This is a genomic window from Protofrankia sp. CiP1_Cm_nod4 (genome assembly GCF_982290645.1).
The window spans coordinates 3453-16785 of sequence record NZ_CEVIVC010000115.1 but is presented as its reverse complement, the minus strand read 5'-3'; the positions used below and the strand labels follow the sequence as shown (position 1 = coordinate 16785).

General features: G+C 69.0%; 13 protein-coding genes and 3 pseudogenes. 6 read left to right on the top strand and 10 right to left on the bottom strand.

The features are described from left to right. Window positions 1–272: 272 nt before the first annotated feature. On the bottom strand, window positions 273–1007 hold the full coding sequence (locus AC5LSR_RS18460; RefSeq protein WP_250287212.1) for an SDR family NAD(P)-dependent oxidoreductase: 735 nt from the start codon (window positions 1005–1007) through the stop codon (window positions 273–275). Continuing rightward, the gene (locus AC5LSR_RS18455; protein ID WP_250287214.1) at window positions 1004–1219 is read right to left on the bottom strand and encodes a tautomerase family protein; all 216 of its coding nucleotides are present in this window, start codon (window positions 1217–1219) and stop codon (window positions 1004–1006) included. Before AC5LSR_RS18455 ends, AC5LSR_RS18460 begins: the two co-directional genes overlap by 4 nt. Before the next feature lie 99 nt (window positions 1220–1318). Between AC5LSR_RS18455 and AC5LSR_RS18450 the strand changes: the two genes are divergently transcribed. Then, a complete protein-coding gene (locus tag AC5LSR_RS18450; RefSeq protein WP_250287216.1) occupies window positions 1319–1912 on the top strand; it encodes a TetR/AcrR family transcriptional regulator in 594 nt (197 codons plus the stop codon). 328 nt (window positions 1913–2240) lie between these two features. On the opposite strand, the gene AC5LSR_RS18445 is transcribed toward AC5LSR_RS18450, so the two are convergent. The 4 genes from AC5LSR_RS18445 to AC5LSR_RS18430 all read right to left on the bottom strand — a co-directional run bounded on the left by AC5LSR_RS18445 (window position 2241) and on the right by AC5LSR_RS18430 (window position 4852). Beyond that, window positions 2241–2792: a DUF1003 domain-containing protein gene (locus AC5LSR_RS18445; protein ID WP_493468733.1), complete on the bottom strand. Its 552-nt coding sequence runs from the start codon at window positions 2790–2792 to the stop codon at window positions 2241–2243. A gap of 307 nt (window positions 2793–3099) precedes the next feature. Then, window positions 3100–3912: a TIR domain-containing protein gene (locus AC5LSR_RS18440; RefSeq protein WP_493468732.1), complete on the bottom strand. Its 813-nt coding sequence runs from the start codon at window positions 3910–3912 to the stop codon at window positions 3100–3102. Between the two features lie 58 nt (window positions 3913–3970). Continuing rightward, complete coding sequence (locus AC5LSR_RS18435) at window positions 3971–4123, bottom strand: hypothetical protein (RefSeq protein WP_250287220.1); 153 nt, start codon at window positions 4121–4123, stop codon at window positions 3971–3973. Window positions 4124–4354: 231 nt separating this feature from the next. Next, entirely contained in the window at window positions 4355–4852 is a 498-nt protein-coding gene (locus tag AC5LSR_RS18430) for an alpha/beta fold hydrolase (protein ID WP_250291120.1), read from the bottom strand. A 285-nt stretch (window positions 4853–5137) separates the two neighbouring features. Between AC5LSR_RS18430 and AC5LSR_RS18425 the strand changes: the two are divergent. The 3 genes and pseudogenes from AC5LSR_RS18425 to AC5LSR_RS18415 all read left to right on the top strand — a co-directional run. Beyond that, a pseudogene (locus tag AC5LSR_RS18425) lies at window positions 5138–6170 on the top strand (integrase core domain-containing protein); the annotation flags it as partial. A gap of 97 nt (window positions 6171–6267) precedes the next feature. Continuing rightward, window positions 6268–6948 carry a TetR family transcriptional regulator gene (locus AC5LSR_RS18420; protein WP_250285615.1) on the top strand — a complete coding sequence of 227 codons (681 nt, stop codon included), beginning with the start codon at window positions 6268–6270 and terminating at the stop codon, window positions 6946–6948. A gap of 104 nt (window positions 6949–7052) precedes the next feature. Continuing rightward, window positions 7053–7871, top strand: coding sequence for an SDR family NAD(P)-dependent oxidoreductase (locus tag AC5LSR_RS18415; RefSeq protein ID WP_250285614.1), 819 nt, complete (start codon window positions 7053–7055; stop codon window positions 7869–7871). Window positions 7872–8171: 300 nt separating this feature from the next. On the opposite strand, the gene AC5LSR_RS18410 is transcribed toward AC5LSR_RS18415, so the two are convergent. Both AC5LSR_RS18410 and AC5LSR_RS18405 read right to left on the bottom strand, forming a co-directional pair. Further along, window positions 8172–8576 carry a hypothetical protein gene (locus tag AC5LSR_RS18410; protein ID WP_250285613.1) on the bottom strand — a complete coding sequence of 135 codons (405 nt, stop codon included), beginning with the start codon at window positions 8574–8576 and terminating at the stop codon, window positions 8172–8174. A 38-nt stretch (window positions 8577–8614) separates the two neighbouring features. Further along, window positions 8615–9028: pseudogene (locus AC5LSR_RS18405) on the bottom strand (transposase); the annotation flags it as partial. A gap of 180 nt (window positions 9029–9208) precedes the next feature. Here AC5LSR_RS18405 and AC5LSR_RS18400 point away from each other — a divergent pair. Beyond that, window positions 9209–9919, top strand: a pseudogene (locus AC5LSR_RS18400) (IS6 family transposase). Between the two features lie 87 nt (window positions 9920–10006). Here AC5LSR_RS18400 and AC5LSR_RS18395 read toward each other — a convergent pair. Beyond that, window positions 10007–11752 carry a transposase gene (locus AC5LSR_RS18395; protein WP_493465371.1) on the bottom strand — a complete coding sequence of 582 codons (1746 nt, stop codon included), beginning with the start codon at window positions 11750–11752 and terminating at the stop codon, window positions 10007–10009. A 234-nt stretch (window positions 11753–11986) separates the two neighbouring features. Then, entirely contained in the window at window positions 11987–13009 is a 1023-nt protein-coding gene (locus AC5LSR_RS18390) for a pentapeptide repeat-containing protein (protein ID WP_493465370.1), read from the bottom strand. A gap of 51 nt (window positions 13010–13060) precedes the next feature. On the opposite strand from AC5LSR_RS18390, the gene AC5LSR_RS18385 reads away from it, so the two are divergent. Continuing rightward, on the top strand, window positions 13061–13333 hold the full coding sequence (locus AC5LSR_RS18385; RefSeq protein WP_493468731.1) for a hypothetical protein: 273 nt from the start codon (window positions 13061–13063) through the stop codon (window positions 13331–13333).

Here is a 13333-nt window from a genome sequence, read left to right as displayed (position 1 = left end):
CGTTTCGATACCGTCTGATCTGGTTTCGACACTTCGACAGCGGTTCGCTTTCGCTCGCCTTCCTGGTCCCCATCTGACGCATCTGATGCGCCTTTTCCTTATCGCTCACCACGACGGCCTGAGGGCTCGTAGTGACGGTTCCGGTGCGGGTCGTGTCGGTGGCTGAACGGTACGATGCTCCGGTGGGCAAGCTCGATTCGTGAGTCACGGAAGGTCCAGCCAGGCGGTCACGAGCGCAGATGAAGCGTTCCGGCGCGTCACACGGTCGGTGGCTACCGCGGCGCGGGTACGACCACGCTCGCGCCGCCGTCGACAGCGAGCGTTGCCCCGTGGAGATAGTCGGCCCCGGCGAGGTACGCGATCGCATCCGCGATCTCCTCCGGCCGGAACAGGCGGCCGAGCGGGAAGGCGCGGGTGAGGCCCTCAAGGACCTGGACGACGGCGTCAGTGCCGGGAGTGTGGGTGGGGCCCACCGCGATGGCGTTGACGTTCACACCGGACGGGCCGAACTCGGCCGCCCACGCGCGGGTGATCGATTCGAGTCCGGCCTTGACTGCGCCGTAGGCCGCCGATGTCGACGTGCCGACCCGCGCGGCGACGGTCGAGACGTTGACGACAGCGCCGTGCCCGCGCGCGGCCATCTTCGGGATCAGCGCCTGGCCGAGGAGGAACGGGGCGCGCAGGTTCACGTCGACCAACGCGTCGAAGAGGGCCTGGTTCGTCGCCGTGGTTGGCGCGAACCGGTAGTACCCGGCGTTGTTGACGAGAATGTCGACGTCGTCGAGGGCGGCGAGCGCGGTGAGGCCGCTGGGGGTCGCGAGATCGGCGATGACCGGCCGCGCGACCCCGCTGGCGTGCTCGATCCCGGCGACGACCTCCGCCGCCTTCGCCGCGTCGCGCCCGGTGACGATGACGTGGGCGCCGCGAGCGGCGAGTGCTTCGGCGGCGGCCCGGCCGATGCCGGACGTCGACCCGGTGACGAGCGCTGTGCGGCCGTCGAGGGTCATCGCTGCGCGGCCTTCGCCAGCGTGACGTCGACGGGGGTGCCCGCGAGTCCGTATCCGTCGCGGCTCGTCTCGTCGACGATTACGTAGACGTACGGACGGATCGCTTCGGCCTTCTCGACCTCGACGACGGCGTCGGTGATCCGGGCGATGAGCTCGGACTTCTGTACGGGGTCGAGCGAACCGGCCGGGATCTGAACGGTGACGACGGGCATGAGGGCGTCCTCTCCGACTAATACTATGGCGATCGCCATAGTATGGCGCCCACCATAGTATGGCCGGCAGCGAAAGACAAGGAGTCCAAGGGAGTCCAGATGCCGAGAACCTCAACCGCCCGCGGCGCCGCAATCGCTGCCGCTGCCGACCTGTTCCGCCGCCAGGGGTACGCGGCGACCGGCCTGGAGACGATCCTCGCCGCCAGCGGGGCGCCGAAGGGCTCGTTCTACCACCACTTCCCGGGCGGGAAGGAGGAGCTCGCCGTCGAGTCGATCGCGTTCAGCGGTGACCGGGTCCGAGAGCTGATCGATCACCTCGCCGCCGCGGCGCGCACACCTGGTGAGCTTGTCGCGGCGATCGCCGCGAAGCAGGCGGCGGACCTCCGAGAGTCCGGCTACGAGCGCGGCTGCCCCGTCGCGACGGTCGCCCTGGAGCTCGCCGGCATCACGGACGCGGTCGCGGAGACCTCGAGCGCCGCATTCGAGCGTTGGGCCGAGCCCCTCGCCGACAAACTCAGATGGGCAGGCCGGCCCGCAGCGGAGGCCCGGCGTCTGGCCCGCTGGGCAGTCGCCACGCTCGAAGGCGCGCTCCTGCTCGCGCGTACCGCCCGCGACGCGTCGATCGTGACCGACGCGGCCGCGATCACCGCCACCGTCCTCGACGGCGAGGCCTCGCCAGCTTCGACGGCGTGATGGGGCAGGTCACCGTCGTGGCGCGCTATCGAACTCGGACTGCCGCGCTGCCCGCCGCCCCGCTCATCGCCGCGCCGCTGTCGGGACGGCTCCGAGCTCGACGTTCACGCTGCCCGGCCGCCCGGATCTCCTCGACGCGCGACCGCAAGGGGCAACCTGATGGACCTGACGTGTCACACGATGTCGTACGTGCCGCCGATCCCGGACCGGCCGACTGCTTCACCGATCATCAGGAGTTTCCGAGGACGACGCTCTGAATCAGACTGCTCTTCAGGAAAGCGGCCTCGTCGACATCCTGACTCACGTAGTCGTCCCCGCGACGGTCGTTTCAGGGATGAGTCTCGTTCGTGATCTCCGAGAACCGCGGGGGCGCGGACGGCTGAACGATGTCCGCCCTGGCCTGCGCGATGATCTCCTGGGCGTGCCGCTCGATCTCCTCGGGGTCGAGACCAAGAGCCGTACCGATGTGGGCAGACCACACCATGGCCCGCAGGTCGGTTTCAAAATCGAGTTCGGCCCGCAGGTTCTGCCGTGCCGCCTCGCGGTTCTGGCTCACCATCACGAAGGTGGACAGGAAGATCGCTTCCAGGCTGACGATCATCGTGAGCAGTCCGAACGGATACGGATCGAAGACGCCAGCCCGGCCGAACACGCCCTCGTTCAGCAGAACCCAGACACCGAACCAGATGGCGTGGAGATACACGAACGGCAGGGAACCCGCAAACGACGTGATCGCATCGGCCGCGCGGTCCTGCGACGTGCGCATCCGCACGAAGAGGACCCGTTCATTGGGGACCCGTACGTGGGGGCGGCCACTGCCACCCCCACCGGCGCGGCGCGCCTGACTTTGATCATCAACGGAAGGGCTCATGGCACTCATACTCGGGGCTCCACCCACAGTGTCAGGTAGCTACCGGAAGAGCGACGAATCCGGTTACCGGCATCCAACGCCGTAGCCCTGCCGCCCGAAATTCGCGACCCGTCTCGCAACCCATCCCGATCACATGCGAAAGCGGAACCGGCGGCAAGGCAGGCGGGTTCGTAAGTGAGCTCCGGCTTGGCCGTGGCGGGTAGGGCTGACGCGGGTTAGCTCGCCGGCGAACCGGCCGGCGAGGGTACGGGCGTGCCAGCGCGGACGGGGGGCCGGACAAGAGATCTTGGACCGGCTCGTGCTGGAAGTATGCCTTTCAGGTCGGCTGACCCGACGACGCTGCGGCGCCGGAGTTAACGGCGTCTTCGAGACGGCGGATCACCTCCGGGCCGATCATCGCGTCGGCCTTGATACCAGCGCGGCGTTGAAACGCCTGCACGGCATGCTCGGTTCCCACGCCTGGAATGCCATCGATCGGCCCTCTGTAGTAGCCGAGGACCCGCAGGTAATCCTGAATTTGTCTGATCACACGACGCCGGATGACGCGGGATTCGAGCCAGTCATCGACAAGGCTTTCGCTGCGCGAGAGCAAGCCCCGCACCGCACGTTCAACGCCGACCGCCACCGACAGGTATGCCCGGTCCGGCTCTCCCCAGCTAGTGATCGGCTTTGCATCTTCCGGCAGCACCTGTAGGCGCGCGACCGGCAGGCGTTCCCAGCGACACGGACGAACGACCACGGGAACCAGCGCCAAGCTGCCTCGATCGTGCAGCTCAAGTGCCCTGCGCAACTCCCGGCCATACGCGTACTGCGAGGCGACGAAGTCCGCAGACAGGAGAGCGATCACTATGTCCGCCGACTCGAGGCGAGAGCTGATCTCCGAATCCCAGTCAGCCCCGGGCAGGAGCTCGCGGTCATACCAGTCCACGACGATCTGCTCATGACGAAGCGGCGCGAGATGCTTGCGTAACTCCGCCAGGATCGGCTCATCCTCGTGAGCATAGGAGTAGAAGATCTTGAGCGGGCCACGGGAAGCGGCGCTACGCCCACTCCACGGGCGCTCCGATGCTCGCACAGTCAGGTTGTCCGACTCGCCGGGCGCCCGGCCGACATCGACTTGGTCTCCCATCACGCCTGCCTTAACCGTAAGCACCGTGTCCCGCTTGGCAGCAATATACGTCGACAGTTCAGGAGACCAGTAACGTGACGCCGATGGTGTTGTCGTGCACGCTCGCGGCGACCACGGTCACGGCGGCCGGCGTCCCGTCCGGGCTGGACGGGACGCGTCCGGAACCCGGGTCGACAAGGCCGACAAAAATGTCGATAACGCCGTTTGTCACCTTGTCAGGCGACCGAGAGAATCGCCGGCGACCGGAATCGAGTCCTCCCGCTCCTGGCTACATAGCGTAGCGCCTAGTTGTGGATCAATCATCATGCCGAGGCCCCGGGGAAGGCACGGCGTGGAAATGAGCGCGACCGAGCAGCGCTACGCCCCGCTCACGCGGGCGTTCACCCTGGCAACTGCGTCCAGCACGGCGGTGGCGAACAGGTCGGGATGGACCACCGGAAGATCATGATCGGCTGCTACCGGGATGACATGTGCCCCGAGCTGGTCGGCCAGTTGCCGTTGCAAGGCGGGGCGGCACAGTGTGTCGTTTGAGGAGAGCCAGCGGGGCTGCCGTCGCAAGAGTGGTCCACAACAGGCGGTCGCGGCGGTTCTGCCGGTAGTTCAGTGCGCAAGCTGTCAGGACCAGGCCCGCGACCCGCTGCGGATGAGCCAACGCCATATGCGTTCCCACCAAGCCGCCGAGGGAGAATCCGCACACGATCACGCGGTCGATATTCAGGACGTCGAGCACCGCTATGACGTCTTCGGCGCAGTCGGCGATGGAGAACTCCCCGGCGATCGGCAGTCCGCGTCCGTGGCCACGCTGGTCCAGGCCGACAATCGGATGCCGCTGGGACAGCGGTGGCAGCAACCCGAAGAAATTGACGTCCAGCGACCAGGTCCACCCGTGCAGCAGCAACACCGGCAGTACACCGTCCCGGTCGGCCCGGGTCTGCCGCACGAAAACCTCCCCGCGGCCGGGGACCTGCAACATACGACCGGGCGGCAGCTCGGGACGCCATCCCTGTATGTGTGAGCGCGATGCGCGGGCCGGTCGGAGGAAGCCTGCCGTGCGCCGCGCCGCGCCACGCGGACACGGGCTGTCTGCATGCTCGAAATTTACATGCAATCAGCTTGCGATCAGCGGCAGGGTGTCTCGCCCTGCCGCCTGTGGGGTGCCAGAAGTCGGCTTGGGTCTGTGAGCTGGGATGATGTGACGGCGCGACTGTCGGCATGATGGTCAGCTATGTCCGCGCGCCCGCTCTGTCTGATCTTCGTGCGGGTGTGTGGCTGGCTGGTCCTACTCGGCCGTTCGTCGGCGTCCAAGGACATCGAGTTGCTCGTGCTGCGGCACGAGGTCGCGGTGCTACGCCGCACCCAGCCCAAGCCCCGGTGAGACTGGGCGGACCGGGCGGTACTCGCCGCACGGATCCAGCTTCTGCCGAAGACGCTGCGAGCGCACCGGCTGATCACCCCAGGAACCGTCCTACGGTGGTATCGCCGTCTGGTCACACGAAAGTGGACCTACCCGCAGCGGGCTGGACGACCGCCGGCCAGCACGAAGATCGCGACCCTCATCGCACGACTCGCGACCGAGAACACGACGTGGGGGTACCAGCGGATCCAGGGTGAGCTACTCAAGCTCGGCCACCGGGTCGGCGCGTCCACGATCCGCCGAATCCTGACGTCCCTCAGGCTGCTCCGGCCCCGAAACGCCAGACCGACACGACGTGGCGGCAGTTCCTGCGCGCCCAGGCATCGACCATGCTGGCGGTCGACTTCTTCCAGGCGGACCGCGCCGTGACGCTGCGGCGTCTGTACTGCTTCTTCGTCGTGGAGGTCGGCTCCCGTCACGTCCACGTCCACGTCCACGGGGTCACCGCAACCCGGACGGACCGTGGACCACCCAACAAATCCGGAACCTCCTGGTGGACCTCGGTGACCGGGCGGCCGACTTCCACTTCCTGGTCCGCGACCGGGCCGGGCAGTTCACCGCGTCCTTCGACGCGATCCTCGCCGACGCCGGCATCACCACGGTCACGATCCCGCCCCGAACTCCGCGGGCGAACGCCTACGCGCAACGGTTCGTCCGCACGGTCCGGACCGAGGTCACCGACCGGATTATGATCTTCAGTGAACGGCGCCTCCGTACCGTCCTGGTCGAATATGTCACGCACTACAACGGACGACGCCCCTATCGCGGTCGCGACCTTCAGCCGCCACGGCCCGACCACCCCGTCGCCGACCTGACCCAGGAACGGATCAGACGCCGTCCGGTCCGACGTCGTCGCTCCGTGGTGCCCGTGAGCCCACAAGTCAGTCGTCGACATACCGTCCGGTTGGTTTTATCTTGGACACATGGCAGGCGGTGCGGCTGTGACGAGGCCGGCTACGGCGAAGGGCGAGGCCACGCGCGCCTTCTTGCTGCGCACGGCCGGGCGGGTGTTCGCCGAGCGTGGCTATGCCGTGGCCACCATGGCCGACCTGATCGAGGCGTCAGGCATGACCAAGGGGGCGTTCTACTTCTACTTCCGCTCCAAGTCCGACCTGGCGCTCGCCGTGCTGGCCGGCCAGAAGACCCACCTGCTGGAGCAGGTCGGCACACGCCTGGCGTCCCGGCCTCGCGCCGTGGATCAGCTTCGCGACCTGGTCCCAGCGATGCTGGACCTGATCGTGACCGAGCCTGCGACGTGGACCGTCACCCGGCTGGCCCGGGAGCTGGCGGCCGAACCCGACCTCGCCGACCGGGTCGGCCGGCCGATGGCGGAGTGGGTGGAGGCTGTCGCGGACATCGTGCGCCGCGGTCAGTCCGAGGGCGATCTGCGCACTGGCCTCGACCCCGACGCGGTCGCCGCCGTACTCGTCGCCGCGTTCGACGGGCTCAAGTCGCTGACCGACGTTCTTGACGAACCGGCCGGGCCGTCCCGATTCATCGACCGAGCCAAGGTCCTGGGCCAGCTCGTGGAGTGGGCCTTGTGCGAACCCGGTAGCCCAGCCGACGGCCTTTCCGAGCCCGCTGCCGACAGCACTCCGCGACCGTCTCCGGGGAAGAGCTGACCCCCGCCCGCCAGCACACCCGGACCAAAGATCGACGGTGTGACGGAATCATGCGGGGAACCCGTACCCTCAAAAAAAACCGACCAGATGGTATGGAGATGAAAATGGACCTCAGCGGACAGACGGCACTCGTGACGGGCGCGTCGACCGGCATCGGCGTGGTCTTCGCGCGTGAGCTCGCCGCCCGCGGCGCCGACCTCGTGCTGGTCGCCCGCAGCGAGGACAAGCTCGTGGCGCACGCGGCGGACCTCACCCGGCAGTACCAGGTGCACACCAAGGTGATCGCGGTGGACCTCGAGCAGCCCAGCGCCGTGGACGAGATCGCCGGACGGCTGGAGGCGCTCGGCCGGCCGATCGACGTCCTGGTCAACAACGCCGGTTTCGCGACCCACGGCGACGTGGTCTCGACCGACCGGGACCGCCTGGTGGGACAGGTGCGACTGAACTGCGAGGCCGTGGTCGTGCTGACCGCCCGGTTCCTGCCCGCCATGGTCACGCGCGGGCGCGGCACCGTCATCAATGTCGCGAGCACCGCGGCGTTCCAGCCCGTCGCGCACATGGCGGTCTACGCCGCGACCAAGGCGTTCGTGCTCTCCTTCACCGAAGCGCTCTGGGCGGAGGCGAAGCCCGCCGGAGTCCAGGTAGTCGCGCTGTGCCCCGGCTCCACCGACACGCCGTTCTTCGAGGTCGTCGGCGCGCAGGAAGCGTCGGTCGGCCGCCGCCGCTCACCCGAACAGGCGGTGGCGACCGCCCTGCGAGCGATCGACCGCGGCCGACCGACAGCTGTCGACGGCCTCGGGAACACACTCGTCACGAAGCTTCCCCGCGTCCTGCCCAGACGCGCCGTGATCCGCCTGGCCGAACGCGCGGTGCGCCCGTCCACCGAGCACCAAAGCCGGGTCACAGCACCGCGTTCCAAATAACTCACGGCCACGCGGCCGTAGCACGGCAGGCCAGCATGTACGCGACACCGACACCAACAATTCGGATCTGACGCCGGACTCGTTTGCTCAGTGTTCCCACGACCGATCATCAGTCCTCGGCCGCCGCCCGCCGCTTCTCAACGGCCAGTCCCTGTCACCCCGGCACCACACACCACCCGGAGAGCTGCGGTTACGAAGCATCAACAAGGGTTCACGCTATTCATCCGTCCAGCCTTCCTCTCGCCCGTAGCCCTCAGTGGGCGTTCTGTGGTGATTCGCCGGTTTCCGGTCTGGGTTGATCTATGGGGTGGAGTGAGGGAGGACGAACAGGCCGGGATCGGGTTCGGTGAGAACACCGCGTTCGACCAGCCGTTTCAGCTTGGCCCGGATGCCCTCGATATGGCGGGGTCCGGTGCCGGTGCCCAGGGCCAGGCAGACGTCCTTGGCGTGCAGCCCGTCGTGGTCGGGGGTGAACACGGCCAGCACCTCTCGATACCCTGGCGGCAGCGGTTCCGCTGGGGCGTGGGTGGCCTCGGCGGACAGCTCCAGCACCGTCTGGCGGGTGATCTCCAGTCGTTCCAGGGTGTGCTCGGTGGCGGTGAGCTGGTCACGCAGTTCGGTGATCTGTTCTCGTAGCTGCTCGACGGTGCGTCCGAGGCGTGTCCGTCGGGTCTCGATCTGTTCCAGCAGCCGCTGTGTCGACATCCCGCTCCCTTGTCGTGCGCCGGGTCCTCCCGTCCCGGTCAGGCCGGCGGGTCCCGCCAGGTCGGGGTGGTGGTGCCGGTCAGCCGGCGGGTCATCACGTCCACCATCGACCAGTGGATCATCGCGGTCGTGCTGGCGGGTCGCGTCTCGTAGTCCCGGGCGAGGCGGCGGTGCAGCATCAGCGTGCCGAAGGCCTGTTCGACTCTCCGCCGCTGGGGCAGCGGGGTGAACCCCCGCGTCCCCGCGGCACGCCCGACGACCTCCACGTCGATTCCCAGGCCGGCCCCGTGGGCGACGACGGTGTTTGTGAACCCGGCGTCCACCCACGCCTTACGTATCGATGGTGCCGCGGCGGCCACCCGGTCCAGCAGGGCGGTGCCGATGGTGTGGTCGTGCACGCTGGCGGCGACCACGACCACCGCGACCAGCAGACCGAGGGTGTCCGTGGCGATCCTGTGGGGCTCCGGAATCCCGATTCGGGCGGTGACCTGGGTGTTTGCCTACCGGACGGGGTCTGTGCCGGGCAGGCTGGATGGTCATGGTGTGGTCGCTGCTCTACGCCCTGACGCGGAACGGCACTGTTGCGTTGGCGAAGTCCACCACCGCAGCTACCACTCGGGCATGATCGGGTGATGGGTCGACGTCCTGCCCGTCCACCGGTCCCAGCTTCGGAGTTCGCCGGTTTTCGGTTCCCACCCGAGGTGATCGTGCTGGCGGTTCGCTGGTACCTGCGCTACGCCCTGTCCTACCGCGACGTCGAGGAGTTCCTCGCCGAACGCGGTCTCGTCGTCGACCACGTCACGATCTACCGGTGAGTGCGCCGGTTCACCCCGCTGCTGATCGACGCGGCCCGGCCGTGCCGGCACACGCCGGGTGATCGTTGGTTTGTCGACGAGACGTAGGTGAAGGTCGCCGGTCGGTGGACCTACCTGTACCGGGCGATCGACCAGTTCGGCCAGGTCATCGACGTCCTCGCCAGTGAGCATCGGGACCTGGCCGCGGCCCGATGCTTCTTCACCCAGGCGCTGTCGCACGGCCGCCGGCCGTGCGAGGTGACCACCGACCGGGCCGCCGCCTACCCGCGGGTCCTTGACGAGCAGCTACCCGCCGCCCAGCACATCGACGACCGGTATGCGAACAACCCGATCGAAACCGATCATGGCAGGTTCAAGGCGCGGCTGCGGCCGATGCGCGGGCTGAAACGTTTCCGTTCCGTGCAGGTGATCGGCGCCGGGCAGGCGTTCGTGCAGAACATCCGCCGCGGCCACTATGAACTCGGAACGGACGCCGAACCCCGCCAGCGGCTGACGGCTGCCTTCACCGAGCTCGCGCTGGCCGTCTGAGCACCCGCCCGGCACAGGTCCACCATGCCTTGCCTCCGCCCAATGCAACAGAGCCATTTGTTTTCCCGGGCGGCCCTGCTGGTTTATTCAGGCTGCGAGGGTGAAGTCGAGTCGGGCGAGGTGGGTGGCGCGGGTGCGGTCGAGGGGCTTCCCGGTCCAGTAGGCATCGAGCCGGATCATGTTGATCGCGGTTGCGGCGATGTTGTGTTCGAGGGCGGTCTTCGGTAGGCCGATGTAGCGGGCGGTGCGGGTGCCGGCGACGTGGGTGGTCTGGCGCATGGTGCCCTCGATCCCGGCCCGGGCGGCGTAGCGGCGCTTCCACGTGTCGGTCGTCTGCTCGGCCCGCGCGGCGGCCAGGGCTTCGTGCAGGCCACGGTCCCGGATGGTGATCTGCCGGCGGGTGCCCTTCGTGCACAGTGCACGTTTCGGGCAGGGGCCGCGGTCCGCCTTCGCCCAGGTCACCACGATCGCGTCGGTGTCTCGCTGGCGGCACGGGGTCCACGATCTGCTGGCCCTGCCCTCGGGGCAGGTGCCGCGTCGCTGGTCGAAGTCGAAGGAGAAACTCGCCTTGTCATAGCCCTGTCCGGCCCTGGCCTGGGCGGACTGGTCGAGCAGGACCGGGGTGGCCAGCGTGATCCCGTAGGCCCGGGCGGAGCGGACGATCTGCTCGGCGCTGGGGTAGCCGGAGTCGAGCAGGTGCTCGGCGGGCAGCAGCCGGTTGCGCGCGAGCCCGGCGTGGATCTCCTCGAGCGCGGCGGCGGCGTCGGAGGTGGTCGCCACCGTGGTCAGCACCCCGGTGATCACGTTGGGGAGATCGCCGCGCCCGGTAGTCTTCGTCGCGGTCGTCGCGGTCGTCGCGGTCGTCGCGGTCGTCGTAGCGGGGTCGGGTGGGTTGCAGGTCTCGGTGAAGTGGACCTTGTAGCCGTCCCAGCCGTGGTCGCGTTTGACGCTGTGGCGGGCGTCGAGGTCGTAGGGGGAGATCAGGCGGTCTCTGCCGGGCGGGAGACCGTCCCCGCCCTCGGACTCGCTCTCCCGCCGCCGTACCCCCTCCGTCCCGGTGTTCGTGGTGTACCGGTAGAACTGCTGGACCCAGATCCGGCGCAGCGCGTCGACGGCGGGGATCTCCCGCAGCCAGGCCGGGGCCCCGGGCGAGGAGATCACCTTCAGCAGGTGGTAGCCGTCGCGGCCGTAGTCGAGCATGAGGGCCTTGCGCCGGGTCTCGGACTCGGGCAGGTGCAGGTTGCCGACCCGCGCCCCGTAGCGCAGCTGCCAGGACGCGTCGATCACCCCGGTCAGCCACGCCGGGGCGGCGCTGGCCAGCGCCTCGAGCGTGGCGCGCAGGGTCTCCCCGGCCAGTTCGAGACGGCACAGGTGCCGGATCGCGCCGAGCATGTGGGTGGAGTCGGTGCGCGCCCGCCCGCCCGCCTTCACCAGGCCCCGGGCGGCGAGGCGTTCGAGCAGTGCGTCCAGCGCGAGGGTCGCGAGATCCCCCTCGACGAGCCGCGCGCGGAACTCGGACAGGACGCTGGGGTCGAACCCGGAGTCGTCGAGCTCGAGGCCGAGGGCGTACTTCCAGAACACCCGGTCGCGTACCGCGTCCGCGGCCTGCCGGTCCGTGAGGTTCTCGCTGAACTGCAGCACCGTGACCATCATCAGCTGGGCCGGGGGGATCGCTGGACGGCCCCGCACCTCGAACGCCGCGGTGAACCGTTCGTCCTCGTACACCGCGCCGAGCTCCTCGCGGATGCGCATCGCCAGGCTGCCCTTCGGGAACGCGGCGCAGGCGACCTCCACGGTCCGTGCGGGTATCTCGGGCCAGGGTCTCGGCTGCATGGACACGCGCGCCATCGTCCCGACCCGACGCCGGACGATCCATTACCGGCCCGCGTGTTGCGCGCCGTGTTGGATGCCGCCGACACCGCTACACAACGTCGACCCAACCCTGCGGTAGCACCGCTGACGCGATCAAGTCCGGCCATCGGCACCAGCGAGACGTCACCCTCCCAGCCTGAATAAACCAGCAGGGCCCCGGGCCCCAGAAAAACCGGCAGACCGGATGAAACGGACTCAGGGCGGGGGTGTGTCGTCCAGGCCGCGGGCCGGCCACGACGCCGGCCGCGCCACCCCGTCCGGCAGCACCGTCGAAGAATCCCCTGTCGCCGACTCGAGCTGCTCCTGCGTCAGCTCCACCGTGTCGGTGAGGTCCGCCCCGAACAGCCGGGCGCGGGTGAGATTCGCTCCGAACAGCCGGGCACCGGCGAGATTCGCCCCGAACAGCCGGGCGCGGGTGAGATTCGCCCCGTGCAGCCAGGCGCGGGTGAGATTCGCCCCGCGTAGCTGGGCGTTGGTGAGGTTCGCCCAGGACAGCTGGGCGTCGGTGAGGTTCGCCCGGTTCAGCAGGGCGCCGGTGAGCACGGCGCCGGTGAGCACGGCGCGGGGCACGCCGTCGCGAGGGGGCAGCCGGCCGAGAACGGTGAGGGCGGCCTGGATATCGGTGTCCGGCCCGGACGGCGCCGGCACCGGCGCCGGTGCCGCGCTCGTGCTCTCCGTTTTGCCGGCCGACGGTAGGTCGGCGGTGCCCGGCGGCGCCGCCGCGGCTGGGGGCGGAGGCCGGTCGCGCTGGCGGCGCAGGGCGCCGGGCCGGCCGGGAATGGTGTGTTCCCGCACGAACGCGGAGAGGACCTCGACGACGGTGCGGTGGTGGGTGGCCGCGTCGACGGCGATCTGTTCCAGGGCGTAGAGGCCGCCGAGGCGGACGTCGAGGGTGTCCGAGCCGAGTTGGCTAACGGCGGCGGTGTAGCGGTCGGCCAGCTGCGCCTCCCGCTCCCGCTCGTGGGTCTGCTGGTCGCGGACGCGGGCCTGCTCGTTGGCGCGACGGGTCTCCTCCAGGTTCATCGTGACCCCGAAGAACGCGATCAGCCCGGCGGCGACGGTCAGGATGCCGGTGCGGGTCGTCGCGATCGCCCCGGCCCGCCCCTCCGCACCCGATCCGTAGAAAGCCGGGGTCAGCCACCACAGCGCACCGAGTCCGATCAGACACCCGACCAGCAGCACCGCCCGCTGCCGCCCGCCGCTACTCCCCCACGTCATGGGCGAGGTTGTACCCACTGAGCCTTTCCCGGCAACGACCCGTCGCGCTGTGTGACAACAACGCATCCGGGGCGGTTGATGCCCAGGTTAACCTGTTCTTCCGCACTGGCCCGATGGTTGCGGCGCGAGAACGCCGACCTCGAGCGGAAACTCACCGCGGTCAGCGCCGACCTCGCCCAGGAACGCGCCACCGCCGCGACCTTGCGCCGGCTCGTCGTCGAGCTGTCCCTCGAACTGAACCAAACACATGAGCAGAGACTCGGCCAGGCGAACGTCGTGCGCCTGGCGTCGCAAGACGGTCCGCATTCCACCAGCCCCAGCTAA

Excerpts from the sequence above, each read along its gene's own strand:
- AC5LSR_RS18460 (WP_250287212.1), bottom strand. The coding sequence starts at position 1,007 with ATGACCCTCGACGGCCGCACAGCGCTCGTCACCGGGTCGACGTCCGGC.
- AC5LSR_RS18455 (WP_250287214.1), bottom strand. The coding sequence starts at position 1,219 with ATGCCCGTCGTCACCGTTCAGATCCCGGCCGGTTCGCTCGACCCCGTA.
- AC5LSR_RS18450 (WP_250287216.1), top strand. The coding sequence starts at position 1,319 with ATGCCGAGAACCTCAACCGCCCGCGGCGCCGCAATCGCTGCCGCTGCC.
- AC5LSR_RS18445 (WP_493468733.1), bottom strand. The coding sequence starts at position 2,792 with ATGAGTGCCATGAGCCCTTCCGTTGATGATCAAAGTCAGGCGCGCCGC.
- AC5LSR_RS18440 (WP_493468732.1), bottom strand. The coding sequence starts at position 3,912 with ATGGGAGACCAAGTCGATGTCGGCCGGGCGCCCGGCGAGTCGGACAAC.
- AC5LSR_RS18415 (WP_250285614.1), top strand. The coding sequence starts at position 7,053 with ATGGACCTCAGCGGACAGACGGCACTCGTGACGGGCGCGTCGACCGGC.
- AC5LSR_RS18410 (WP_250285613.1), bottom strand. The coding sequence starts at position 8,576 with ATGTCGACACAGCGGCTGCTGGAACAGATCGAGACCCGACGGACACGC.
- AC5LSR_RS18395 (WP_493465371.1), bottom strand. The coding sequence starts at position 11,752 with ATGCAGCCGAGACCCTGGCCCGAGATACCCGCACGGACCGTGGAGGTC.
- AC5LSR_RS18390 (WP_493465370.1), bottom strand. The coding sequence starts at position 13,009 with ATGACGTGGGGGAGTAGCGGCGGGCGGCAGCGGGCGGTGCTGCTGGTC.